A 23,127-nucleotide genomic window follows, 5' to 3' on the forward strand; every position below is an offset into this window, starting at 1 on the left:
CCGCACTCCGGCTCTATTTGTTATGCTATCATGTAATCACAAATGTGGTATACTGTAATCGGAGGTGCACCATGGTTAGAACTCAGATTCAGCTAACTGAAAATCAGGCGGAACAGGCTAAACGGGCTGCTGCTCAGATGGGAATATCTATGGCTGAGTATATTCGTCATGCCCTGGATACATCACTGAAGCAGCAATTGGCATTAGAAGCAAGGCAGCGCGCATTGAACGTAATTGGGTGCGTTAAGTCAGATACGGGCGATCTGTCGGTAAACCATGACCGTTATTTGGAGGAGGCATACTCAGAGTGAGTGTATTCATAGATACCTCCGCCATTCTTGCCATATTCGACAGCGTTGACCCTCGAAACAAATCTGCGTCAGCCACTTGGACCGAGTTGATGAACTCAGATGATGAAGTGATTACATCAAACTATGTCATCGTAGAAACCACCGCGCTCTTGCACAGTCGGTTTGGCATCGCAATTGCACGCCAATTTGCTGATAACATGGTTCCTGTATTTTCTATTGAGTGGGTAGATGAGCAACTTCATAATACTGCAGTCTCAGTTCTCAATGCCGCATCATCCAATAGATCTCCCAGCCTGGTAGACTGTGTGAGCTTCGAGGTCATCAGGCAACATAAGGTTGATCGAGTATTTGCTTATGACAGGCATTTTGAGGAGCGGGTGTATGAGGTTATCGGATAACCGAGCATTTCATTGACTCATAAACGCCAGTTCCCATTCGAGAATCAAAGTCGCAACGGTTTTGACTTGGTAGGAGAGAACTATGATTTCCATTATTCTTGCCAACAAGAACAGCTTCGGCAAATGCTTCAACCTGCTCAAAGAGATTGATTAGAAAATCAGGTTCTCTGACGGGCAGTTTCAGTTTTTCGCCAACCTCAACAGGTTCCATACCCAGCGAGATACAGAAACATTTGTATCGCTTGTTGCAGTAGTCTTTGTTATCTTCATCCCACCTGTATTTTTCTTGTAGAAGACCTCTATTATGAACAATTGATGTGCGGCAGGCATACAAAGTGACGTACGCACCAAAATAGTCAGGGCAGGCGTTTTCCAATTGTTTGCGTTCTTTGAGTTTAAGACTACTGAGTATGAAGTCTAAATCGTCGTATACTCTGATCAATGTATTTTCATTAACCATGTGCGATTCATCATGATGCTCTTCACAGTTCATCGCACTTTTCGCAAGATCACTCGTGCGTTTTGCCAGCTTGATTACTTCTCTAAGCCGCTGAAAATGTTCGTTCTTGATTTTATCTTTTTTAGAATAATGATGTGTGATCACTCCACACTCCCGCCTTTTCTACCTTCAACACTCGAAAGCTCAAGAGTCTCTTCGGCCTCTCGGCAAGCCTGCTGCTGACCCTGATAGCGCTCCTTCACCTGCCACATAAAACTGACTATTTTTGCATCGCGAGATGAGTCCACAAACCCATCGTAGTCCAGGTTCAAAAACGGTATGTTGTTGTGATGCCGCCTGAGAGACTGGCTCAAAGCGGTCACTGTATTTCCGGGCATGCAGTTGAATGGGATTACGCTCACGATTCCGGCCAGACCGCGGCGAGCGAAGTCCTCGCTCTTACCCATTGAGCAGATTGCCTCTCCACCGAAGTTGTGATCCACATACTTCGAGCCAAGTGCGATAACTTCGGGCGAGGTAATATCGTCATAGCCGTCGAGGAAGGGCAGTGTCGCATGAGAGAGAGCATGTTCATCCTTGTGAGCCAGTTTTGAATTTGCCCAGTGAGCGGTAAACGTCTTGAGTTCGTCCATTGTGAACCCACACTCTTTAAGGCGCTCACCCGATAGGATTCTGGCTATGAAGTTGGAATAACTGAAGAACTCGGTCATCGGAGCAAGCCATGTTTCGGCGCCCTCGGCTTCCAGCTTCTTAAGTATATCCTGGTTTGCGCCGTCGTGCAGCCGCACAAAGAACTCACCAACGACACCGACCAGGGGTCTATCCTCCCGGCGCATCGGAATGCGGGAGAAATCATCCTGTGCGCGCCGCAGCAGCTCCTCGAACTCGTCCAAATGCTTGGTGCTTGTGAGCGTCCTGATCTTTGCACGCTCCACTTTCTCTTTATGAGCCGGAATGAGCGAAATCACCTTCTGCAGATATCTCTCGAACATGACTTCGCTATCACCCTTGTTGACCTCATAAGGACGAGTCCGCTGCATCATCTTAAAGAGCAGGTCGTGACATATAATTGCATCCCATACGACCAGCGCGAACATCAATCCCAATCCACCATGCTCACTTTTGGAGCCGAGGGTCACTATGTCTACGTTCTCGCAGCCCATCTTGTCGAGAATACGCCTCTGGAGCATGCTGTACATTCCGAATCGGCATGGTCCCTCAGAGTTTCCCTGGAAGAATGCTTCCTTCTCCGGGTCGAAGTCCGGCTGCTGTATTCTATAGAGCATATCTTCAGTGGTCATCAGCGCGGGCAGGCATACATCTTCGCTGATCGCTTTGCGACCCAAGTTGAGTCCTGCGTCTGGTGACCGGGGCAGAGCTTCAGAATCTATCCCATACGCACGTAGTCCTGCTGCAAGAATACGCGCCGATTCGTTGGCATATGGAATCCACAGCCTGCGGCCTTTGAGCCTTGTGATTGGAGCATCATCGCTGCGGATATCGTCCGTGCCTTTAGCCGCACTTTTACCAGCCGTATCTGCGAATGCCTCGATTCGTGTGATAACACCTGCGTCGGCTGTATGCTCATCTATCTGCATCATATAGCATGGCTCACCTATTTCATCCTTGAAGAAGGGGTTGCCGAAAGAGTCGGGTCCGCAGGCAAAATATGTCAGTACGACTGCTTTCAGGCGGGGATCTTCCCGAATCAGCCGGGCAGCCATCAACTTCTTCTGTATCTGTCGAGAATACGCGTTGGGCCAATGGTCTGATATATCGGCAGCCTCCAACGGCAAAAAGTCCTGCGGGATCGCGAGGATTCCCAGGTCTTGTATTTTCTTGCCGATATCCATATTGACAACAGGGTCCCACAGTGTATATGGCCGCCCGACCACAATAAAGGCCATTTGGTTTTGAGGCAGGCTTGCCAGCACTTCGGCTCCGCGTTTTTCCTGCCATCTTCTAAACTTACTGAGGGCCTTCAGACCGATTTCCAGCGCCGCCCTGGACTCACCTGCGCTCTTACCAAGCTCTTTGCCAGCCTGCACAAAAGTCTTTTCCAGATGCTTGCGGCCGCGCTTGAAGTGAAGCACCGGTGACATATGTTTGATGCCATGCTCAGTTAAACCCACGCAGGATGAGATGACATCCGGCGCAGCCTGCAGATATGGGCAGGTCTGTGCCTGCCGCATATGCGGGTTAGGCTGCTCGGTGGAGATGACCCGGGGAGCAAAGATGACATCCACATTCTTTTCGATCAGGTCGACGTAATGCCCATGTGCAACTTTGAACGGGAAGCATGGCTCACCTATGGCGACGTCCAAGCCCATCTCCACTATTCGTTTATTGGTCTGATCCGAGACGACTACCTCAAAGCCCAGTTCGCTCAAAAAAGCATTGTAGAGCGGAAAGAGTTCGCTGAACATCAGCCCGCGCGGAACGCCCACCCTTAGTTGCCGGGTGTTGGGTGCCGGGTGTCGGGTGTCAGGTGCAGGATGTTGGGTGTCGGGTATTGAAGATTGGGAATGGGAGGGCGAGGCTCCTGCCGAGCCGATGCTGTTTCCAATCTCAAACATCATCTTTTCGCGTTCAGCAAACAGATCCGGCAGGTGTTCGCCCAGGTTCTTCTTCTGCACTGCGCTGTATTTCTCGCAGCGGTCGTTATAGAAATATTTTGGTCCGTCCTTTATCTTAAAAGTATTGACATCGCACCTGTTGGCGCACGATTTGCACTCAAATGATGTGATCTCATACTCTGTCTCGGCAATCTTGTCGAAGCCTCTGAAAGTGCTGACCTCAGGGTTCGCCAGATATGCAAGCCGTGCGGCTCCCACAGCACCCGTAATGTGCGGATATGGGGGGACCACAATCTTTCGACCCAGAGCAGTCTCATACGCCGCAACCATCCCTTTGTTGAACGCAACTGCGCCCTGGAATGCAATCTTGCCGCCGATATCGCGGCTGGCGACGTTCTTGTTGAGGTAGTTCTTTACGCTGGCAAGGCATATTCCGGCCGCCAAGTCGGCTGCGGGAACGTTGTTTTGCTGATAATAGACCATGGCCGACTCGGAAAAGACTGTGCATGTCCAGTCCAGGTCCGGCGGACGAGTGTTTTTTATCGCCAGGTCACCGAAATCTTCCAGCGGCACACCGAGCCTTGCAGCCTGCTTCTCAAGAAATGCGCCCGTGCCTGCAGCACAGGCCTTGTTCATCTCAAAGTCGATTATCACGTCGCCGTCGAGCCGGATATACTTGCTGTCCTGACCGCCGATCTCAAAAATTGTATCGACATCCTCGGCGTATGCAAGCGCGCCTGAGGCTTGAGCCGTGATCTCATTTTTAATAAGGTCGGCTCCTATGTAATCGCCTGTAAGATATCGTCCGCTGCCAGTGGTAGCCGCGGACATTTTGCCGATTACAAATCCTGCATCCTCAAGTTGCTGATTGATCTTTGCAAGTGTATCGCGCACAGCCGCCAGTGGGTCGCCGTCTGTGCGGCGGTAATATGCCGCCAAGACATAAAACCTGTCGTCCATCTTTGTGACCACTGCAGCCTTGGTGCTCACTGACCCAATATCTACTCCAAGAGCAGCACGCTCGATATTCCGTGGCAGCTGAGAACTCAAGGCTGTGGTCGAGGAGCTGATATCGCCTTTGTTCGTCTGCCACTGAATCTCGGATTTCTCAAGCCTGATCGGGTCAGCGCCAGGGTATTCGAGAGGCTTTTTGAGGTGTTCTTCAAGTTTTGAAATGGCTGTTTTGATGTCGACGACAGCCTCGGCCCGCAGTGCAGCGCCGATTGCCCCTAGGGTTCGATTATACTTGGGAACAAAAAGTCTTGAACCCAACCCTAGCTCTTCAGATAGATATTTTACGACAGCCGGGTTTTCCGATACTCCGCCGATAAAAGCGACTTTATCGCGAAACTCTTTGCCGCGCGCTATAGCCGAGCGGTAGTTACGGCTTATGGCCTGATGGATTCCTGCTGCGATTCGATTGCGTGGTGTGCCCTTCTGGTATAGATGCGTGATGTCCGACTCAGTAAAAACGGCACAGCGCCCGGAAAGTGAGGCTGGGCTTTCGGTTTCGAGAGCTACCTGTGCAAAATCTTCGATAGATGAATAGTTCAGCCGCTTTGCCATGTGGTCGAGGAATGATCCACTGCCGGATGCGCATTTGTTGCCCAGATTGGAGTCTTCGACCAAGAGCCTGCCGCTCACGCCGTCGCGTTCAAAGAGCAGGTATTTTTGAGACTCTCGTCCCATCTCCACAATAGTGTGTACTTCGGGATATAGCCTGTCCACGGCTGTGGCAAGCGCATTCGGCTCGTGTATTGCATCCGCGCCGATCAGCTCTTTGAGAATACCGGCGCCACTGCCTGTCGCCGCCAATAGGGCCTCGCCATTTACTTGCGAACGTATGCCCTCAAGGATTTCCTTTATTCGCCGAAGAGGCTGACCTTGAATATGTTTGACTTCTTGTGGTTCGATCGACCCGTTTTCATGAACGATGACAGTCTTTACGGTATCCGAGCCAACATCGAACCCTATTCTTGCTGCCATAGGATTGCCCTCCTTAAGAGTCGCCCTGCCAGAGGGATCGGAAGAGGCTTGGTTGGAGTTTACCCACAACTTACACGCCTCTGTGTAGTATATTGCGCTTGTTTGCTACAGTCAAGACTCTGGGCTCAGCGTAAGTGTATTTTATACATCCTCCAGCTTGGAATAGTGCTGCGGGTGCAGCGTACGCTTGACCATTATTGTCCTAACCTTTAGAATAACATTGTCAGTAGAAACGTAGGGAGATCGGCAAATTGGCAAACGTAGAAATGGAGACCATTGTAAACCTGTGCAAGGCGCGCGGGTTTATTTTTCAATCATCTGAGATATATGGCGGACTCGGCAGCACATGGGACTATGGTCCTCTTGGAGTTGCATTAAAGCGCAATGTTAAGGATGCCTGGTGGCGCGATATGATCGCCACACGTGACGATATCGTCGGGCTCGACGCAGCAATTCTTATGCATCCGAAGGTATGGGAAACATCCGGCCACGTGCAGAATTTTACAGACCCGCTGGTGGACTGCAAACAGTGTAAACAGCGATATCGCGCCGATGACCTTGAAGGTGACAAGTGTCCTGCGTGCGGTGGTGAACTCACCCAGGCACGGCAGTTTAACTGCATGTTCAAAACATTCATGGGTCCGGTAGAGGACAACGCCGCAGTGGTCTATATGCGGCCTGAGACCGCCCAGGGAATATTCGTCAACTTCACAAATGTTCAGCAGGCGACACGCAAAAAGCTGCCGTTCGGAATCGGCCAGGTCGGCAAATCTTTCAGGAACGAGATCACTCCCGGTAACTTCACCTTCCGCACGCGTGAGTTCGAGCAAATGGAGATGGAGTTTTTCTGCATACCGGGCACTGACGACGAATGGTTTGAGTATTGGGTCAAAGAGCGGTGGAACTGGTACAAAAAACTGGGCATGAAAGAGGACAATCTCCGCCTGCGCGCGCATGATCCGGCTGAGCTTGCATTCTATTCCAAGGGCACGACCGACATCGAATATAAGTTCCCGTTCGGCTGGGGTGAGCTTGAGGGGATTGCCAACCGCACCAACTATGATCTTACCAAGCACTCGGAAGGTTCAGGCAAAGACCTCACTTATTTCGACGAGCCAAGCGGACAACACATTACACCATACGTAATCGAGCCTGCTGCTGGTGCAGACAGAGCCACACTTGCATTTCTGATCGACGCCTATGATGTCGAGATCATAGAAAAGGGTGACAAAAAAGACAAGCGCACGGTTCTGAGGCTCAGCAAAGACCTTGCTCCGGTTAAGGCGGCTGTTATGCCTTTGCTGCGAAATCGCCCTGAAATAGTCGATACTGCCAAGAAGCTCGCTCACGACCTGCAGCGAGCATTCCCGACCATGTATGATGACACAGCATCCATTGGCAGGCTATATAGGCGTCAGGATGAGATTGGGACCCTGTGGTGCATCACGGTGGACGTGCAGACAGTTGAAGAAGATAATCAGGTCACCATACGCGACCGCGATACCATGGAGCAGATAAGGATGCCTATTGAGGGCGTAAAGCAGTATCTCAGAGATAAACTCGAAGATGGAGACTGCTAAAAATTTAGAATAAGGACGCATGCAGAGTTGTCTATAGCAACCGCTGGACCGCCATTGATCAACGCTCTTTGTTTTGGTATAATAATAAAGTGTGGTCCCATGGTGCATCGGTTAGCACACGGCTCTTTCAAGGCCGGGAGAGGGGTTCAACTCCCCTTGGGACCGCCACCGATATGTATACTTGCGAGCGCTCGGGGGTCAATGAGATTGCCTTCGAGCGTTTTTGTTTCCGGGTCCGCTTTTATTTCCACAACAAGCCTTTTCAGTATCGATCTTCTTTGAGAGAAATCGGTCGACGTCGCAGCTTCAGCTACCTCATCCCGAAATTGCCTGAGCTTTTCAATATCCACCTTCGGAGGTCTCTCAATATCATTCACCAGCCGTAAACGCTCAAGAGCAGCAGATGTATCGTTTATGCGCTGCTTCAGTTCATCACTGCTCCGCACACTGCCGGCAACATCAAGAAGATTGGAAAGCCGCTTCTCAAGACGTTTAGCTTCACGCTTCCTTTCAGCAGAAGTGTCTGTAAAAGCACTCCAATAGTCATCGACTTGGTGATTCATTTCATCTGCCCACTGCTGCAGTTTATTGGGATCGTCCGGCATACGGGCGAGTATTTTACTGAACACAAGGTTCTCTATTGTGTCTCTGGGAATATTCCAAGACGGTCCGCAGTCTGCGCCACGGCGATAGAGGTGTGAGCCACAAACATAGTAATCGCCTGATTTGCGCTTGATACCTGCATAGTTCGCACCACAGTGTTTACATTTCAGTAAGCCACCTGAGAGCGCAAAACGTGACTCCTCCCCTTTCCTCCCTGGTTTGGGCTTCCGATCTATATGCTCTACCATCTTTCTGATGTCGTCACACTCCTGTTCCGTGATAATGGCCGGGTGAGCATCCGGCACGACAATCCATTCAGACGGGTCTCTTTGCTGTCGATTATTGCGGTCAGTACAATCTTCTCGATTCCAAAATGCGATGCCTGAATATTGATACAGCCGCGTCCAATCGCCAATAAGCCCCTGAACGGTTGTATGACTCCATGCAGCTCGCTTGCTCGGAGTAGGAATGCCTGCGCTGGTCAGCTTGGCGGCTATCGTATCGTATCCGAGATGCTGCCCGAGTCGCCAATCCAGCAGCATAGTCCTCGCCCACTCCCATACCGGCTTGCCTGCAACTACCGTGTCATCGAGCACCCAAATGACCTTGTAGATATCCATGGACTTGGCGGACCGACCGACCTTGATACGATGCTTTTTGTATCCCCACTGCGCCCAACCGCCGTTTTTATATGCCCATCCGGTGTCGGGATCGCGCTGCTCGAAATTGGTCTTCATGTTCGGAATGACGACGTTTCTCAGCTTGATAGAGAAGAGGCGGTTCAGCGACCAGGTGAGAGGCATCATAATGGCGCCGGTCTCCGAGTCGGGGTCGTAATAGCCTTCTTCTGCCGACTCTATGCGGACACCGTGGCGGAGGAGTTCCCGCTGGATTACCTGGGCATTGTCTCCTCTACTGAACCGATCATAGCGCCATACGAGCACGACTTTAGTATTCGGGTCTGCCTTGGAATCACTGAGCAATCTCTTCCATCCGACACGCAGATCGTCGTCTTTGAATGCCGAAATGCCCAGGTCCTCATACCACTGGACGATCTCATACCCGCGCTCGCGGGCGTAAGCCTCGATCCGCTTGCGCTGAGTCTCAGGGCTTATATTCTTTTCGGCGGAGCGCTCGTGGCTGACGCGCACGTAGGCGCGGGCACGCTCCTGCTTGAGAGGCTCCTGGTCGGTTTTGTTATGAGAATTGAGGAGATCGTATAATGACATCTGTTACGGCTTGCACACCTTACAGGCCTTATATCCCTTCTTCTTCGCCTCAGCACGGCTGATTAACGTGACCTTCGAGTTCTTAATCGTCCGGCAGTCCCGGCGATGGTAACAATTGCCGGTCTCGGCTATGTATACCTGGTCGACAATAGCCTGCTTCTTCGGCTGCACAGCAGGCTCTTCAGATATATCCTTGCCTCTGCGCTGTGCTCTGAACTCCCACGGCGGGATCGGGTCCGTCTTCGCCCACAGACCGAGCTTTGCGGCTTTCGCTTCCGATTGATTCTTTGGAAGTTGCGTCGACTTGGGCGCGTATTCTTTCCACCACCACGCCATACCCATGGCCACGAGTTTCTGGTTCAGGTTGATCTTGTCCGGCAGGATCACGACGGCCACGACCCGGTTGTCGCGATCCCGACTGGCAGGCTCGATAGAGACCCTTTTACCTGCCGCCAGTTCGGTTGTCGCCTTTGTGGCCTCCGGACCGAACTCTTGGTTCTTCTCCGGGCAGTCTATACCGAAAAGCCTGATATGCTCGACCGCCTGGCCGTGCTGCACCTCTATCGTATCGCCGTCCAGGACCCGCAGGACCGTGGCGGCGTAGGGGCGCTGGGCGCTGAAGGCCGGAGAACAGCAGAGGAATTGGCATATTATAATCCAAGACCAGGCGAGTAATACCCTCATTCTCATTTTTGCTTTCATCCTGGTTTCACAGCCCGAGCAGTTGCTTTTTCTTTGCTTGGAACTCAGCTTCCGTAATGATACCCTGATCCCTGAGCGATGCGAATTTAACCAACTCGTCTGCCTCACTCGGCTTGCTGGGCGCTGTATCGCTTGAAAATTTTTGCCTCAACTTTCCATCTACGAACGCCCTCAGTTCCTCGAAATCAGGTAGTTGCGTCTGGCTAAACATAACAGTATTTTCGTCGTGGGTAGCATTCAAAATCCCCGCTTTGCTCTCTTGACTACCCTGAAAAACAAACTGAATATATCCGTTTGTCAGCGTTCCTGGTTTCCTGAACTGGATAGCCGACAACTGGTTGATATAGATGATCTTGTTGCCATCGAGACCGTTAGTCAAAAAGCCCAAGAAGCGCTTGCGGCTGATCGTTATTGAGTTCTGATCGTATTCAATTTCACCATTAACACCTTTGATAAATCTTGGAAACTGATCCGACGATATCTGTTTTGTTGGCTCTATAGACTGGGCAAACGGGCTCGTTGCTTGCTGGTTAGTTGCCACAGTGGTTGCTGCTGTGGGTGCGGTCACCCTTTGGCCATAGGAGCCAGCAGACGACACGGGTGTTGAGCACTTGAAGCATTTGTTCAGATTATCGGGATTAGGGTAACCACATGCAGGACATTTCCAACTCATATATGCCTCTCCGTTCTCGTATTATATGCATCTATCATTGATTTGATTTTGTATTTTGAGAATCATTGCGAGTAATACCCTCCGTATTTTTCACCAACCCGAAAGGTCTTTAAATTTAGCTGAGGCAACATTATCCTCAAGCGCAACCGCCTCGAATTTCCATATGCCACCCGGTTCAAGATTGTTTATATTGGCCATGGCTGATCCGATTTGAGCATTACTACTATCATAAACATTGAATTCGATTTGGACATATGAATATGTCCTATTGCTATTGTTTTTCACCACCCCTTTGATGCTTTGGCCTTCCACCGACCAATCTTGCAGCGTCAAATCTTTAGTGGTTTGGCTCGTGTCTTCTGTAGCGGGGGTAGAGTCAGATGAACCAGTTTGTGTGCCTCCCACCAGTGCACCGATGATACCAAGCAAAATAAACAGCCCCAAGCAACCGATTGGAACACTCAACCATTTCGGGAAGTTATTCTTTGCTGCCTCTGTTTTTGGCATAATTACCGGAGGTGGAGCTTGCATTGCCTGTGTCTGCGCAGGCACGGTTGTTTGTGCAGATGGATTAAATACCCCTATACAGATGACATTCTGCTCTGCTACCACTTTAAAGTAATTTGGTTGACTGGGGTGTTGTTGAACCGATATGATTCGAGCAGTCTGTCCAACTTGCCCATTATAGATTATCCTGACGGTCCTCCCAACTTCGGGTCTGTCGAGAAATGTGACCTGGAATTCATTCATATGGCTCTCCTCCTGGCCAGATAGCTAAACAGAATTATTTACCTTTCTCTCGCGCTGTCATATATACTGCAGCAACCTCGGCAAAATCAAGTTTGCAAGAATAATTGTCAGGAATACAATTGTCTAGTGCATTGATCGTTTCTAATAGACTATCATCGATGTTTGTGTTTTTGTGGATGTCCTGCCAAGCTACAACAGTTATATCCGCGATTTTTTTTCGACTTTGTGTAGTCTTTCGCTCTAGGCTATCAAGGTGGTCAGCAAACTGTTTTACAAGCGGATCATTGTCGGATACACTGCCTTGAGCTTGAATAACTGCCATCTTGTGCTCTATTGTTACATTTGCATCGGAGTTACTGCACCCTGTTGCTGGCAATATCAGCAATAGCAAAAACACTGTGATACATGGAACTCTCATTTGTTCTCCTTTTGACCAGAAGAACCTGATACTGCTGGGTTCTCAGTAATGTGTTGTGGCTAATATTTTAGGTTTTGGCGTAAGGCCAATTCGTTCAACCTGTATCGCATAGCTTGTTCGCTTACACCAAACCTTGAGGCTAATACGTTCGTCTTGTTGTTCCTGGTAGAGTGATGAAGCTCTTGAGCTTGTGTTAGGACTGCGGCTGCCGGCATTAGCAAATTAGCGGCAAAACGGTTGCAGAATCGCTCTCGCGGCTCTTGAGAGCCGTCAATCGAATAGCGGCGGCCTGAATATTCTTGGCGGCGATCCAGCAGGAACTCGGCTATCTCGTGAGCAATGGTGAATCGCTGCCTGGCAAGCTCGTGATTGCTGTTCATAACTATATACCGCCTTTTCGGCGTCCTCAGCAGATATCCTCCGACAGCGTCTTCCATCACTTTGTGCCGGAAGTTGATCTTTAGATATTTGCATATCAGGCTGAGGTTAACCGGCAGCTCGAAATCGAATCTCTTCCAAGCCGAAGCTGCCCACTCTTGCGCCAAATCAATCGGATTGCTCACTCTCTTCTTTTGCTTCCTCTTCAAGTATTTCTTTTGCTGTTTCGAGAATCCGCTTTATTGCAGCAGGATTACGAGATGAGCGCATGCGTATAACTACATCCTTGAAGAGAGGGTCCTTTAGCAATTCCATTGCTTCTGCTGCGCCGTTTAGCTGTCCATAATTTTCTGGCATGAAACCAGCCGCCATAAGCAATTCGTTGTGTTCGGTATTTGTTGCTTTAAGAGCTTCAACAATCTCAGCTATACCGATGCGAGTCGGATTGCGCTGGCCGCTTTCATATTGCGCAATTTTGGACGGTGTTTTCCCTAGCTTAATAGCTAACTGAAACTGGGACAACCCGTATTTTGCCCTTAGCGCTTTTAGCGCCGCAGGGAATGGATTTTGTTTACTCATTGCTTCAAGCATTATACAATCCGAAATCACCATTTTATGTGTCTTTCACAAAAAAAGCCTAACGCAAAATGTGTACTTCATTTCATGAATATATTATTGTTCTGTCATTGCAAATCACTTAAACGATGGTATACTCATATTGTATCCTATACATTATGTATAGCACGCAAGAGGTGAAGATATGCAGATCAAAACAGGCAACGATCTACGAGCTGAACGAGCAAGACGCAATGTAACCCGTGCTTGGCTGACAAAGATTACCGGCATACCACTTACCACATTGGCAAGTATCGAAAACGGCGATGCCGGACTTACTGAAAAACAACTGTCTTTAGTCATTGATGCGTTTGAGCGATTTGATAATCGCCACTCTGTATGCGCCGCCTAAAGATGCACAAAAGCCCGGCGGCACTTGGCCTCCGAGCCTGAACTGCATCCGATATACGGCTAATTGTATAACATTTTGGCATAAAGTTCTACTGGTAGAAATGCGGGGTTTTGAAGAGGTTACTTATGATTATGAAAATTGCCAATCTGGATGAACTTGAAAAACTCGTCAGTGAAACGCGCGAGATGCTCAACAAGCTTTCGGAGAAGCTGGCAGAAATCGAGAACTTCGAGTTTGAGTTCAAGGCTTGTGAGCAGGATGCTAGCAATAAGGATATTTGAGAGTCTTAGGTGCTTTATGTATGAATTCACAATCGTCTTCACCGCAGCACCAATGCTTGGAAATTGGATCGTCAACAACACATTTTACAATAAGAAGTTTTGCTGGTCCAAAGTCATCATCTGCCGTTGGCACTTGATATTTTGCTTCTAGATGAACGTCGACTCCCCATTTGGGGCAGACGCCATGGACATAGTGATAAGTTACATATCTCATAGGCGAATTATAGCACAAGGGCTTACAGTTGAGATTTTATTATGCGCAAACCGCTTGACCTAACAATTGAATTTGTCGAACCCAAGCCGGTCACATTTACCAGCCCGATCACAGGCAAGACGCGCCAGGTAGAGCGCACGTTTCCCGGTCTGGCTATCGACTTTGCAGGTGCGATCTGCCCGGAGATTGCGGCTCTGGTGGAAGCGGTACGTGATACGCCGTTCGCGCTTGCACAGGCCCGCAGGGCACTTGGGGAAGATTTGGACTCGGCAGAGGCGGCGAAGCAGCAGAGAATTGCGGAACTGAAGCGGGAACTGGCGCTTTTGGAGGGAGTGGCATGATAGGCGATTTCGTTTGTTTGGTCATCAGCGGTGTAGTCATAGCAGTTCCGTTGATAGTTGCAGCTTACTTCGCGGACAAGGAGGCTCTTCGTGATGGAATCGATCTTTCGACTGATGACGAGAGCTGAGGCGATGTGGGCGCAGATGATGTGGGACCTCTGCAAGTTGCCAGCACGTGGGGGGTCGAAGTGATGCCTGTTTACTTGATACATTTCGACCGGCCCTATAAACATGCTCGACATTACATAGGGTTTGTCGAGGATGCTGAGGGCATTGAAGCCAGAATGCAACGGCACGAACACGGTAATGGCAGCAGGCTTATGGCTGTTATAACCCAGGCCGGTATTCCCTGGCGGCTCGTGCGAGTATGGCCAGAGGGTGATCGCAGTTTCGAGAGGCGCTTGAAGAATCGAAAGAAATCAAAGCAGCTTTGTCCGATCTGCAACGAATCGCTTAGTAAGTATCTGGCCGATGCTCAGATATACAGAGCTAAAGAAAAGGAGGTGGTTTGATGTTTTTCAGATTACAGAGGCACGCAACCGACGAGACCAAGGCCGTGCATAAAGCGGCGGTCTCTATAGTAAACAACCTGGGCAGCAGAGGCCAATTCGAGGATGAGTATATCTCAATCAAAGTCTATCCACGCACAGCAAGCGACCCCGAGAATGTCGCTATCAGGTTACAAGACAACGGAGACGACGGCAAAGGCACCCTGGTCTTTTACGGCACTGCCTGGAGTGGAATGGTAGGTTCGTTCAGACCGGGCATGTGGGTTAAACATGTTGTTATGCTCGGCAGTGAAGCCGGAACTAAAGCTGTTGCCTATCGCCAATTGCAAGAAGCAAAAGAAGCACAGTTTTTCGAGCCTGTCGATGACGGCTTTGTATTCGATCATAAGGAGGTGGCGTAATTGAGCAATTTGACCAATATGCTTCAGCGTGAAATCACCAAGCTCGAAGTCCGCATTATGAACAAGAAACAGCGGCTTGAGCAGGATCAGGTTTCCCTGGAAGTCCTTGAGGCCGACCTTGTTCTTTGGAAAAACAAGCTCAAGGAACTGGAAGCAGACGAGACCAGGCATGCGGCCAGAATCTCGGCAGAATCAGAGGTGGTAGTCTGATGATCATCACAGCGGTAGGTCCCAAACGAATCGAACGCACAGCCGATCCGGATCGCATCATCCGTAGCGATGAAGTGCTGTGGGCCTACACGCTCAAGCAAATCGATGCCACTCACTGGCTGGTGAGTCATCCCGTCGATGATGAGCGCAAATACATTGTCGATACTGACCTGATGGAGTGTTCCTGTATGGACTTCCTGTGTCGGATGGACCACGAGGAAAAGTTGTGCAAACACCTTATAGCGGTCCAGCGGCACATACGACTGATGGGAGGGCTGATCAATGGCCGTCCAGCTTGAGACCCTGCAGTTCGGGTATGCCGAGTTGCTCACGACTGATGGGCTTTGCCCCTATTGCGGGCAGCCTATGAAACACTTTTACGATGGCGAATCGGGTAGACGATTTGCACAGTGTCAGAACCCAGAATGTGAATATCTCAGACAGCGAAGTCCGCTAACGGACAGATTGCAAGAGATCAGAAAAGGAGCTATGAACATGCCGGTAATTACAGCAAAAGAACAAGAGTTTGAACTGATTCCTGAAGGAAGGTATCTCTTCCAGGTAATAGATATCGATGCCGACAAGGGGGATTACGGTCCGTTTTTCAAGATCAAGTGCGAAATCCTCAAGCCTGAAGAAGTAGAGGATGTCGAAACGAAAGGCAAGTGGATTAGCGTAATGGCCTCTCAGGTCATTTCCGCAGGCGACAAGCCGTCGAAGTTATATCAACTGACCTCTGCTGTATTTGGTAGAGCAATCGACTGCGCAGGTGGCGAAAAGGTCGACACTGACGATCTGATCGGTCGACAATTCTCTGGCGTCGTTGGCCACACAACTAAAGGTAATGGCGAAAACAAAAGGACCTACGCCAACATACTTAGTTATTCGCCGTACAAGAAGCAGGGCGTTATGCCGGTTGGCGGCGGCGAGTTTGAAGTCGGAAAAAAGGAAAAGGGCGATGACGACCCGTTCGAGGACGAATAGGGTCAGCGGAGCGAGGCCCGGCCACTGCGGTCGGGCCATTATTTGCACCTTATAGCAGAGGATCACAAATATGAGCACAAGATATGAATCACCAAAAGAGCGTCGGGAGCGGGAACGCAGAGAAAAGCAGCAGAGGCTGATCAAACTCTGGCAAAAGCAGTTTCCGGTTGGTGCACGAGTGGCTGTGTCCGGCTATTATCCATCATTCAAGATAGTAACTGATATGCATAAGCAGAAAGTAATAGTCGCCAGGCCGGATAATATCAGCTTCCTCAGAGACAAATTCGGGCGAGTTGAAGCCGTAGCTTTCGCATCTGGTATCGGATTGTGCATCACCGTGAATATGGACAGGCGAGTTAAAGAGCTTGGCGGTATCAAGCGAGTGTCGTTCAAGCCGGACCAGCTCCGAGTGGTGAGAGAGGATTAGGAATATGAATATCTATTTAACAGCACGATACGACCGGCGTGAAGAGCTTGAGGTCTACGCAGCCGATCTTGTGCGCCATGGGCACATTGTGACCAGCAGGTGGATTCATGGCAGTCACGGGGAAGCATTCGTTGATTCCCTTACAATAGCGCGTTATGCCCTGGAAGACTGCGAGGACCTGATGGCAGCAGACATAGTGGTATCTTTTACCGAACTTTCAGACTCCGGTTTTTCCCGAGGCGGTAGACACGTAGAGTTCGGGCTTGCGGTCGCGTTTGGCAAGAAGCTGTGTGTGGTCGGATATCGTGAGAATATCTTCCACTACTTGCCGGACGTCGTTTTCTTTCAAAACTGGTCGGAGTGTCTTGACAGCTTGACGGCACCTCGGGTAGGGACAGCTGTGAAATGATTACTCAGTCTATGCGCAAACCAATCCGTCCGATCCTGCGCTATCACGGTGGCAAGTGGAGACTTGCACCCTGGGTGATATCGCACTTCCCGCCGCATCGGGTTTATGTTGAGCCTTATGGCGGTGCGGCATCCGTTCTGATGCGCAAGCCGCGATCGTATGCAGAGATATATAACGAACTGGACCCGGAGGTATATAACGTCTTCCGAGTGCTGCGGGATCCGGATCTATCTGCTGAACTGGAAAAGCTGCTCTATTTGACACCATTCTCACGCTTAGAGTTCGAGATAGCTTATGAGATCAAAGAGCAGCTTACGGATGTCGAACAGGCAAGACGCACGATCGTGAAAGCATATATGGGGTTCGGGTCAAACGCCATTCACGCCGGCAAAGCTCGGGGGATGTGCACTCGAGCATCGACGTGGACGCACGATACCGGCTTTCGTGCCAACTCGTATCGATCGGGAACCACGCCAGCGCACGATTGGGCGCGGTATCCAAACCACATTAGCGTGTTCCGCGATCGACTTGCAGGCGTCGTCATCGAAAACCGCAAAGCGATCGATTGTATGCAGCAGCACGATCGAGGCGACACGCTGCATTATGTTGACCCGCCATACGTGATGTCTTCAAGGTCGGATCCCGGCAAGGATTATATGCACGAGATGACAGACGACGATCATCGTGAACTTGCGGAGGTACTACGGTCGGTCAAGGGTATGGTTGTGCTTTCCGGTTATCGGTCTGAACTATACGATGAACTTTACGGCGACTGGGAGCGGTTCGATAAAAAGGCTTATGCTGACGGCGCGAGGGAACGCATGGAATGCTTATGGCTTTCGCCTCGGGCGATGGATGCGCGGGGACTATTGTTTTGACAAATCTGCCGATTGAGCAGTTAACACGGGGAGTAGGCACAAGGATGGCAGAATCGGTTTATCTGACAGCAAGACAATACGCCAAGACAGGGCTGTCGGTAATACCTCTAAAATTGGACGGCAGTAAAGCTCCAGCGGTTGCCTGGGATACATACAAGACCCAGATCGCCGACGACCGGACACTACGCGGCTGGTTTGTGGCGGGCAATCACGGCATTGCAATCATCGGCGGCGCGGTGTCCGGCAACCTGGAGCGCATCGACTTCGATCTGCCCGGCTCGTGCAAAGCCTGGGCGGATCTGGCCAAGGAATGCGGCTATGGTGAGCTGATAGAATCACTCCCGCTTGTCCGCACGCCCAGGTCAACGCGCTGCTACCATCTCTACTACCGATGTGAGTCTCCGGTCGAGGGCAACCAGCCGCTTGCCCGGTATCTCGATCCTGACGGCAAGGTCAAGGTCGCTATAGAAACCCGTGGTGAAGGCGGTTATACCATAGCGCCCGGCTCTCCTGTCGAAGTCCACGAGACCGGCAATCCCTATATACTCGTGCGCGGTGATCTGTGCGATATCCCTGTTATCAGCGCCGATGACCGGGAGGCTCTGCTTGAGATAGCGCGGTCATTCAATGAGTATATGCCCGATGATAAGTCGACCTCATCACGACCAGAAAAGGAACGCGGGGGCGCTCCGGGCGATGACTACAACGCCCACGGCGACTGGCGGGAAGTGCTACAGGGTCAGGGCTGGACACGGGTTTGGGAAAAGAGCGAAGTCGAATACTGGCGCCGACCGGGTAAGTCAAAAGGAATATCCGCAACGTGGAACTACAAGGACTCCGAGGTGTTCTACGTATTCAGCACGAATGCCCCGCCGTTTGAGGCTGAGCGGTCATACACGCCGTTCGGCATCTACACTACTATTTTGCACAGCGGTGACTATTCAGCCGCAGCCAGGGCGCTTTCAGGCGAAGGTTACGGCACGCCTGCCGCCTCGGCAACTGTTACACACACACCACGTAAGGAAGAAAAGCAGATCGATGACAAGGAACTGGCATTCTTCGCTCAGACAGACTTAGGCAATGCCGAGCGGTTTCTGGCCAGGCACGGAAACGATCTGCTCTATTGTCCTGCATTCGGCAAGTGGTTTGTCTGGGACAATATGCGGTGGGCTGAGGATGAGACCGGCAAGGTCGTACAGCGGTCAGCTTTGACGGTCCGCAAGATGCTCGATGAGGCTCAAACGCTTGTAGACGAAGCATCTCAAAAGAGGCTCATCAAATATGCCCGAGCATCTGAATCGAACAACAAAATATATGCAATGCTCAGTCTGGCGCGTGCCTGGCTCGGTATAGGTTCCGACGATCTCGACTCCGACCCGTGGCTACTAAATTGCAAAAACGGCATCCTGGACCTGCGCAACGGCGAGCTGCTTCCTCATCGGCAGGACAACTATATAACCAAACTCGTGCCGTGGAATTACAATCCTGATGCAGGGTGTCCGACATGGCTGGAGTTCCTCGATTCTATATTCCAGGACAACCAGCATATCATCGACTACATCCAGCGGGCGGTAGGCTACGCGCTCACAGGCGTGATACGTGAGCAGTGCCTGTTCTTCCTGCACGGAGTCGGCTCGAACGGCAAGAGCACGTTCCTGAACGTCATACAGGACGTTCTGGGCGACTATGCCAAGGACACGCCGACCGAGTCGTTGATGATAAAGCAAAATGACGGCATATCCAACGATATCGCAAGGCTCAGAGGAGCACGCTTCGTTACGGCTGTTGAGGCGGAGGCCGACAAACGTATGGCCGAGAGCCTGGTAAAGCGGCTCACCGGCGGCGACACTATCACAGCACGCTTCATGCGGCAGGAGTTCTTCCAGTTCCGGGGCACATTCAAGATATTCCTTGCAGCCAACCACAAGCCGGGCGTAAGGGGCACTGACGACGGAATCTGGCGACGTATCAAGATGATTCCGTTCCTTGTCCGTATACCGGACAATCAGCAGGATGCAACGCTTCCTGACCGGCTCAGGGATGAGGCCGAAGGTATTCTTGCCTGGGCAGTCAGAGGATGTCAGATTTGGCAAAAACAGGGTCTTGGAGAGCCGGAGGAGGTTAGAGCCGCGACTGCCGAATATCGCGATGAAATGGACTTCCTGGGACCGTTTATTGCCGACCGGTGCATCCTGCAGCCGACCCAGTCTATCAAGGCAAGTGACCTCTACAAAGAGTATTTGGATTACTGCGAAACCAGTAAGGACAAACCCATCAGCAGCACTAGGTTTGGGCGGATGATGACGGATAGACCGGGGATTAAAAAGCAACGGCACAGGTCCGGGAACGGCATCGAATACTGGGGAATCGGTTTATCGAAATATGGAAATAACCTGGATTTTTCAGAGGAAAAAGAATATGACGAAATATAGAAACCGCAGCCAATCAGGCGTTAAAAACAGGGGCATGTGCCGGATTTTACTGCCAGTGGGGAGACATATGTGTTTGTGTTGTGAACACGCCAACCCTACAGATTTCTGTAGGGTTGTCACGCTCAACTGTTGGGTTCTGTAGGGTTGAATGTACTATGATTATAGTTATTTATTTAAGCTTAAATATGAGTAATGACGCTGATAATAGTCAAACCCTACAGAACTGTGCAGACCCTACAGAATTGAAACATTGGTGATAATTACACAATCTGTTACATATTGAGGCAAAGAAATGGGACGCTATCTTAGTATCTTGGAAAGAATGGGTTTTCGGGTCCGGCTTACTCGCAATGGTAAAAATATTGTCGTAACACCTAAGCCGTTGCCTCCGCTTGCACGACAGATATCTTGCTATAAACCCACAATTATCGAGGAACTAAGATCAATTTTTCGTGAAGCAAAACGGAGGAAATAACATGGGACGATATTTGACAGGACTCAAGAACCGTGGATACAGCGTGCATCTATCGAACAGCAGGAAACTGATCGTGTCGCCAAAATTGCCCGACCACCTCCACCGGCAGGTGGTCGATGCAAAAGAGACTATTATCGCCGAGCTGCTCGAAATGCAGGCAGTCCCGACCTTGCCGTCTCCCGTGTCGTCTGGCCGGTTCGATAGGCTATCTGACGATGAGCTTGATGAATTGGAGAAGCATTATATCGCGCTATTTCGATATTGTGCTGACCAGGGTTATCAATATTCTCAATATTGGGAACCGGGAAAACCTAAGCCCGAGAGACCCTATGTTTATTTAGACTTCGGCAGGCTGATCCCTGCCGGCAGCAGGCAGCAAAAGCTCTATATCTGGCCGATACTGGCCGCGGCGGATGGGACTGACTACTGCCTTGTGCTGGATTGATACGAAACAATAGTGAACACCGAAAAAGGAGGAAGAAATGATATCTGAAATCAACGGAGTCGTCATGATGACCGGTCGAGGTCATGCCGGTAAGCGGCATATCGTAATGCCTAACGGCACAAGTCTCTGCGGACGGCAGCTCGGATTTGGCAAGTATGGCAATGGCAATCTGCGGCCACGAAGCGAAACGGAAGATCGGCTAATATGTAAGATTTGCTTGCGCAAGGAAAAGGAGCTGATCTGATGGCTTACGCTCAGAACACATCCGTCAGCGTCGAGAACTCGATTATGGAGATTCGCCGGACCGTGAACCGATATAGCGCTGACGGGTTTAGTTTTACCGAGGAGAGCAGGATAGCGAAAGTTGAGTTCAAGTGCGAAGGTCGGCTGGTTCGTATTTACATGCAACTGCCGGACAAGAACGAAGAGCGCTTTAGACTTACCGAAACCGGACGTGAGAGAACTTCGGAAAACGCTGTTTACGCCGCCTGGGAGCAGGAATGCAGGCGGTCATATCGTGCGCTGAATCTTGTCATCAAAGCCAAGCTCGAAGCTGTCGAGTCCGGCATTACGACGTTCGACGAGGAGTTTATGGCTCACATCGTTTTGCCGAACGGCAGAACCGTAGGGCAGCAGATGTTACAACCGATGCAGGAAGCGCTGTCAAGCGGCAAGATGCTTGCGCTGACTGATGGATTCGGAGTGCAGCAGTGAGTCAGGAAGTCTGGACCCCGGAACAATACCGCGCATACCAGCGTGGAGGCGAGATCAACATGCCCGGTCCAGATGCAGCCGAAACGCTATGGCAGGCAAAGGTCGAGCAACTATTCGAGAGTCAGGGCTGGCTCTGCTACCACGTCACAGACAGTCGCAAAACAAAGGCTGGCTTTCCCGATCTTGTGGCAGTCCATCCGGTTCACGGGCTTATTATCGCCGAGCTGAAAACCAAACGGCGAATTGTAACTGAAGAACAGGAAGAGTGGCTGAATCGTCTTTGGGGAGCGGCAACACGGGTTTATCTATGGCGCTTCCCTGACGATTGGTCGGAAGCTGAGTCGGTAGCGTTGGGTTTGATCTAGATACACATACACAGCAATTATTACTATGCAGGAGGCTAAAGGCAGGTGGCAAGGCGGACAATAGCGGTTGAGGAAATTGAAGATGTATTTGCGGTTGGAGCGGGTCTCTGGGAAAAGGCTTGTAGTCCGTTTTCATATGTCAGTAACATATGCCGCGATCCCGGCCTCACCGGCTTATTATGGCGGGAAGTCCGCAAGATGATACGCTGGTCACGACGGCAGCGTGGGGGGCTGACGGACTGGCAGCTTGTTGTGCTGGTATGCCACCTGCTCGGAAATAGCGACTATGAGATAGCAGAGCGGTTTGATTGTGCAAGGCAAACAGTTCAGAAAGCTCGTGTGGTTGCACTGGACAAAATAAGTCTTTATCAGCCAATGAAGCATGGGCTTCTTACTGTTATGCTTGAAACCTTTTCTTGGCGTGAGGTGCGCGAGCATATGGCTGATGTCTGTGAAGAATGGTCCGATAAGCAGAAAAATAAAAAAAATGGCTGCCCCCCTGTTTCACGCTCAAAAAAGTTTTCTTCACGCTCAGACAAATAGCGTTTTGGGGCAAAAAGTGGCTGCCCCCCATGCCGTTTTCACGCATGTATATAGAAGATAAAAACGGGTCTAGGTTAGCTACCGAAAAGCCAGTTCCCTGCTGGTCTGACCCGGGACACTATACAGGGGCATCTTAGGGAGGTGTATTTATGCCAACAGCTACAAAAAATGCAACGCGCCAAGAACGACACAATGCCGGAAGCCTACTTGCATACGCTATAAAAACAGGGAAAATCGAGAAACCTGAAACATGTGAGGCTTGTGGTAAAAACGTTGGCGCAGAGAATATACAAGGGCATCATATTGATTATGAGCACCCATATGAAGTGAAATGGTTGTGTGGCAAATGCCATAGAGACCTGCATAGGCAATTAAGAAATTTATATAAAATAGACCGCGATATTTTTCAAAACCTATAGAACAACAACTATCATCTCCCCGCGCGGTCCGACGCGGGCAGAACATCGG

At 50.4% G+C, this 23,127-nt stretch carries 30 protein-coding genes and 1 tRNA gene; 22 read left to right on the forward strand and 9 right to left on the reverse strand.

All coding sequences use genetic code 11. The features are described 5' to 3' along the window. The first annotated feature begins 71 nt into the window (after positions 1 to 71). Both LLG46_02155 and LLG46_02160 read left to right on the forward strand, forming a co-directional pair. Positions 72 to 311, forward strand: a complete 240-nt coding sequence (locus LLG46_02155; protein ID MCE5322099.1) for a ribbon-helix-helix domain-containing protein — start codon at positions 72 to 74, stop codon at positions 309 to 311. Further along, complete coding sequence (locus LLG46_02160; protein ID MCE5322100.1) at positions 308 to 709, forward strand: PIN domain-containing protein; 402 nt, start codon at positions 308 to 310, stop codon at positions 707 to 709. The genes LLG46_02155 and LLG46_02160 overlap by 4 nt, the downstream gene beginning before the upstream one ends. Here the strand turns inward: LLG46_02160 and LLG46_02165 are convergent. Beyond that, positions 699 to 1,313, reverse strand: a complete 615-nt coding sequence (locus tag LLG46_02165) for a hypothetical protein (GenBank protein ID MCE5322101.1) — start codon at positions 1,311 to 1,313, stop codon at positions 699 to 701. The two genes, LLG46_02160 and LLG46_02165, sit on opposite strands and share 11 nt — an antisense overlap. Then, positions 1,310 to 5,731 (reverse strand): acyl-CoA dehydratase activase, encoded by a 4,422-nt coding sequence (locus tag LLG46_02170; protein MCE5322102.1) that lies wholly within the window; start codon positions 5,729 to 5,731, stop codon positions 1,310 to 1,312. The genes LLG46_02165 and LLG46_02170 overlap by 4 nt, the downstream gene beginning before the upstream one ends. 266 nt (positions 5,732 to 5,997) lie before the next feature. On the opposite strand from LLG46_02170, the gene LLG46_02175 reads away from it, so the two are divergent. Together LLG46_02175 and LLG46_02180 are read left to right on the forward strand one after the other, a co-directional pair. Then, positions 5,998 to 7,311 carry a glycine--tRNA ligase gene (locus LLG46_02175; protein ID MCE5322103.1) on the forward strand — a complete coding sequence of 438 codons (1,314 nt, stop codon included), beginning with the start codon at positions 5,998 to 6,000 and terminating at the stop codon, positions 7,309 to 7,311. Between the two features lie 93 nt (positions 7,312 to 7,404). Continuing rightward, positions 7,405 to 7,479, forward strand: a tRNA-Glu gene (locus LLG46_02180). On the opposite strand, the gene LLG46_02185 is transcribed toward LLG46_02180, so the two are convergent. The 7 genes from LLG46_02185 to LLG46_02215 all read right to left on the reverse strand — a co-directional run bounded on the left by LLG46_02185 (position 7,458) and on the right by LLG46_02215 (position 12,655). Next, the gene (locus tag LLG46_02185) at positions 7,458 to 9,143 is read right to left on the reverse strand and encodes a recombinase family protein (GenBank protein ID MCE5322104.1); all 1,686 of its coding nucleotides are present in this window, start codon (positions 9,141 to 9,143) and stop codon (positions 7,458 to 7,460) included. The two genes, LLG46_02180 and LLG46_02185, sit on opposite strands and share 22 nt — an antisense overlap. A gap of 3 nt (positions 9,144 to 9,146) precedes the next feature. Beyond that, positions 9,147 to 9,833: a thermonuclease family protein gene (locus tag LLG46_02190; GenBank protein MCE5322105.1), complete on the reverse strand. Its 687-nt coding sequence runs from the start codon at positions 9,831 to 9,833 to the stop codon at positions 9,147 to 9,149. Between the two features lie 19 nt (positions 9,834 to 9,852). Further along, positions 9,853 to 10,386 carry a DUF4429 domain-containing protein gene (locus LLG46_02195; protein ID MCE5322106.1) on the reverse strand — a complete coding sequence of 178 codons (534 nt, stop codon included), beginning with the start codon at positions 10,384 to 10,386 and terminating at the stop codon, positions 9,853 to 9,855. A gap of 222 nt (positions 10,387 to 10,608) precedes the next feature. Further along, positions 10,609 to 11,268 carry an FxLYD domain-containing protein gene (locus LLG46_02200; GenBank protein ID MCE5322107.1) on the reverse strand — a complete coding sequence of 220 codons (660 nt, stop codon included), beginning with the start codon at positions 11,266 to 11,268 and terminating at the stop codon, positions 10,609 to 10,611. Positions 11,269 to 11,302: 34 nt separating this feature from the next. Beyond that, positions 11,303 to 11,686, reverse strand: a complete 384-nt coding sequence (locus LLG46_02205) for a hypothetical protein (protein MCE5322108.1) — start codon at positions 11,684 to 11,686, stop codon at positions 11,303 to 11,305. A gap of 59 nt (positions 11,687 to 11,745) precedes the next feature. Continuing rightward, a complete protein-coding gene (locus tag LLG46_02210; GenBank protein ID MCE5322109.1) occupies positions 11,746 to 12,249 on the reverse strand; it encodes an ImmA/IrrE family metallo-endopeptidase in 504 nt (167 codons plus the stop codon). Beyond that, entirely contained in the window at positions 12,233 to 12,655 is a 423-nt protein-coding gene (locus LLG46_02215; protein MCE5322110.1) for a helix-turn-helix transcriptional regulator, read from the reverse strand. The genes LLG46_02210 and LLG46_02215 overlap by 17 nt, the downstream gene beginning before the upstream one ends. Before the next feature lie 169 nt (positions 12,656 to 12,824). Here LLG46_02215 and LLG46_02220 point away from each other — a divergent pair, with 169 nt between their 5' ends. From LLG46_02220 to LLG46_02305, 18 genes are all read left to right on the forward strand, one after another. Beyond that, positions 12,825 to 13,031 (forward strand): helix-turn-helix transcriptional regulator, encoded by a 207-nt coding sequence (locus tag LLG46_02220; GenBank protein ID MCE5322111.1) that lies wholly within the window; start codon positions 12,825 to 12,827, stop codon positions 13,029 to 13,031. Positions 13,032 to 13,156: 125 nt separating this feature from the next. After that, positions 13,157 to 13,312, forward strand: a complete 156-nt coding sequence (locus tag LLG46_02225; protein MCE5322112.1) for a hypothetical protein — start codon at positions 13,157 to 13,159, stop codon at positions 13,310 to 13,312. Between the two features lie 255 nt (positions 13,313 to 13,567). Further along, entirely contained in the window at positions 13,568 to 13,867 is a 300-nt protein-coding gene (locus LLG46_02230) for a hypothetical protein (protein ID MCE5322113.1), read from the forward strand. Positions 13,868 to 14,001: 134 nt separating this feature from the next. Then, complete coding sequence (locus LLG46_02235) at positions 14,002 to 14,379, forward strand: hypothetical protein (protein ID MCE5322114.1); 378 nt, start codon at positions 14,002 to 14,004, stop codon at positions 14,377 to 14,379. Then, on the forward strand, positions 14,379 to 14,777 hold the full coding sequence (locus LLG46_02240; GenBank protein ID MCE5322115.1) for a hypothetical protein: 399 nt from the start codon (positions 14,379 to 14,381) through the stop codon (positions 14,775 to 14,777). Before LLG46_02235 ends, LLG46_02240 begins: the two co-directional genes overlap by 1 nt. Further along, the gene (locus LLG46_02245) at positions 14,778 to 14,987 is read left to right on the forward strand and encodes a hypothetical protein (protein MCE5322116.1); all 210 of its coding nucleotides are present in this window, start codon (positions 14,778 to 14,780) and stop codon (positions 14,985 to 14,987) included. Beyond that, positions 14,987 to 15,286, forward strand: a complete 300-nt coding sequence (locus tag LLG46_02250) for a hypothetical protein (GenBank protein MCE5322117.1) — start codon at positions 14,987 to 14,989, stop codon at positions 15,284 to 15,286. Before LLG46_02245 ends, LLG46_02250 begins: the two co-directional genes overlap by 1 nt. Next, on the forward strand, positions 15,270 to 15,971 hold the full coding sequence (locus LLG46_02255; protein ID MCE5322118.1) for a hypothetical protein: 702 nt from the start codon (positions 15,270 to 15,272) through the stop codon (positions 15,969 to 15,971). The genes LLG46_02250 and LLG46_02255 overlap by 17 nt, the downstream gene beginning before the upstream one ends. Positions 15,972 to 16,041: 70 nt before the next feature. After that, complete coding sequence (locus tag LLG46_02260; protein ID MCE5322119.1) at positions 16,042 to 16,398, forward strand: hypothetical protein; 357 nt, start codon at positions 16,042 to 16,044, stop codon at positions 16,396 to 16,398. 4 nt (positions 16,399 to 16,402) lie between these two features. Beyond that, a complete protein-coding gene (locus LLG46_02265) occupies positions 16,403 to 16,807 on the forward strand; it encodes a hypothetical protein (protein ID MCE5322120.1) in 405 nt (134 codons plus the stop codon). Next, positions 16,804 to 17,685 carry a DNA adenine methylase gene (locus tag LLG46_02270; GenBank protein MCE5322121.1) on the forward strand — a complete coding sequence of 294 codons (882 nt, stop codon included), beginning with the start codon at positions 16,804 to 16,806 and terminating at the stop codon, positions 17,683 to 17,685. The genes LLG46_02265 and LLG46_02270 overlap by 4 nt, the downstream gene beginning before the upstream one ends. Before the next feature lie 44 nt (positions 17,686 to 17,729). Further along, positions 17,730 to 20,117, forward strand: a complete 2,388-nt coding sequence (locus LLG46_02275; GenBank protein MCE5322122.1) for a phage/plasmid primase, P4 family — start codon at positions 17,730 to 17,732, stop codon at positions 20,115 to 20,117. Between the two features lie 476 nt (positions 20,118 to 20,593). Continuing rightward, positions 20,594 to 21,037 (forward strand): hypothetical protein, encoded by a 444-nt coding sequence (locus LLG46_02280; protein MCE5322123.1) that lies wholly within the window; start codon positions 20,594 to 20,596, stop codon positions 21,035 to 21,037. Between the two features lie 37 nt (positions 21,038 to 21,074). After that, on the forward strand, positions 21,075 to 21,281 hold the full coding sequence (locus LLG46_02285; protein MCE5322124.1) for a hypothetical protein: 207 nt from the start codon (positions 21,075 to 21,077) through the stop codon (positions 21,279 to 21,281). Beyond that, positions 21,281 to 21,751, forward strand: a complete 471-nt coding sequence (locus LLG46_02290; GenBank protein MCE5322125.1) for a hypothetical protein — start codon at positions 21,281 to 21,283, stop codon at positions 21,749 to 21,751. Before LLG46_02285 ends, LLG46_02290 begins: the two co-directional genes overlap by 1 nt. Further along, the gene (locus LLG46_02295; GenBank protein ID MCE5322126.1) at positions 21,748 to 22,116 is read left to right on the forward strand and encodes a VRR-NUC domain-containing protein; all 369 of its coding nucleotides are present in this window, start codon (positions 21,748 to 21,750) and stop codon (positions 22,114 to 22,116) included. Before LLG46_02290 ends, LLG46_02295 begins: the two co-directional genes overlap by 4 nt. 45 nt (positions 22,117 to 22,161) lie before the next feature. Then, the gene (locus LLG46_02300) at positions 22,162 to 22,659 is read left to right on the forward strand and encodes a hypothetical protein (GenBank protein ID MCE5322127.1); all 498 of its coding nucleotides are present in this window, start codon (positions 22,162 to 22,164) and stop codon (positions 22,657 to 22,659) included. A gap of 149 nt (positions 22,660 to 22,808) precedes the next feature. Then, positions 22,809 to 23,078, forward strand: coding sequence for an HNH endonuclease (locus LLG46_02305; GenBank protein ID MCE5322128.1), 270 nt, complete (start codon positions 22,809 to 22,811; stop codon positions 23,076 to 23,078). Positions 23,079 to 23,127: the final 49 nt, after the last annotated feature.

The organism is bacterium, assembly GCA_021371935.1.
Lineage (GTDB): Bacteria > Armatimonadota > UBA5829 > UBA5829 > UBA5829 > UBA5829.

Bases quoted from the DNA above. Each gene is read 5' to 3' on its own strand.
- LLG46_02185 (MCE5322104.1), bottom strand. From the start codon at position 9,143: ATGTCATTATACGATCTCCTCAATTCTCATAACAAAACCGACCAGGAG.
- LLG46_02255 (MCE5322118.1), top strand. From the start codon at position 15,270: ATGGCCGTCCAGCTTGAGACCCTGCAGTTCGGGTATGCCGAGTTGCTC.
- LLG46_02155 (MCE5322099.1), top strand. From the start codon at position 72: ATGGTTAGAACTCAGATTCAGCTAACTGAAAATCAGGCGGAACAGGCT.
- LLG46_02265 (MCE5322120.1), top strand. From the start codon at position 16,403: ATGAATATCTATTTAACAGCACGATACGACCGGCGTGAAGAGCTTGAG.
- LLG46_02175 (MCE5322103.1), top strand. From the start codon at position 5,998: ATGGAGACCATTGTAAACCTGTGCAAGGCGCGCGGGTTTATTTTTCAA.
- LLG46_02285 (MCE5322124.1), top strand. From the start codon at position 21,075: ATGATATCTGAAATCAACGGAGTCGTCATGATGACCGGTCGAGGTCAT.
- LLG46_02215 (MCE5322110.1), bottom strand. From the start codon at position 12,655: ATGCTTGAAGCAATGAGTAAACAAAATCCATTCCCTGCGGCGCTAAAA.
- LLG46_02275 (MCE5322122.1), top strand. From the start codon at position 17,730: ATGGCAGAATCGGTTTATCTGACAGCAAGACAATACGCCAAGACAGGG.
- LLG46_02260 (MCE5322119.1), top strand. From the start codon at position 16,042: ATGAGCACAAGATATGAATCACCAAAAGAGCGTCGGGAGCGGGAACGC.
- LLG46_02270 (MCE5322121.1), top strand. From the start codon at position 16,804: ATGATTACTCAGTCTATGCGCAAACCAATCCGTCCGATCCTGCGCTAT.
- LLG46_02220 (MCE5322111.1), top strand. From the start codon at position 12,825: ATGCAGATCAAAACAGGCAACGATCTACGAGCTGAACGAGCAAGACGC.
- LLG46_02305 (MCE5322128.1), top strand. From the start codon at position 22,809: ATGCCAACAGCTACAAAAAATGCAACGCGCCAAGAACGACACAATGCC.
- LLG46_02205 (MCE5322108.1), bottom strand. From the start codon at position 11,686: ATGAGAGTTCCATGTATCACAGTGTTTTTGCTATTGCTGATATTGCCA.
- LLG46_02170 (MCE5322102.1), bottom strand. From the start codon at position 5,731: ATGGCAGCAAGAATAGGGTTCGATGTTGGCTCGGATACCGTAAAGACT.
- LLG46_02250 (MCE5322117.1), top strand. From the start codon at position 14,987: ATGATCATCACAGCGGTAGGTCCCAAACGAATCGAACGCACAGCCGAT.
- LLG46_02280 (MCE5322123.1), top strand. From the start codon at position 20,594: ATGGGACGATATTTGACAGGACTCAAGAACCGTGGATACAGCGTGCAT.
- LLG46_02190 (MCE5322105.1), bottom strand. From the start codon at position 9,833: ATGAGAATGAGGGTATTACTCGCCTGGTCTTGGATTATAATATGCCAA.
- LLG46_02225 (MCE5322112.1), top strand. From the start codon at position 13,157: ATGATTATGAAAATTGCCAATCTGGATGAACTTGAAAAACTCGTCAGT.
- LLG46_02230 (MCE5322113.1), top strand. From the start codon at position 13,568: ATGCGCAAACCGCTTGACCTAACAATTGAATTTGTCGAACCCAAGCCG.
- LLG46_02290 (MCE5322125.1), top strand. From the start codon at position 21,281: ATGGCTTACGCTCAGAACACATCCGTCAGCGTCGAGAACTCGATTATG.
- LLG46_02200 (MCE5322107.1), bottom strand. From the start codon at position 11,268: ATGAATGAATTCCAGGTCACATTTCTCGACAGACCCGAAGTTGGGAGG.
- LLG46_02240 (MCE5322115.1), top strand. From the start codon at position 14,379: ATGTTTTTCAGATTACAGAGGCACGCAACCGACGAGACCAAGGCCGTG.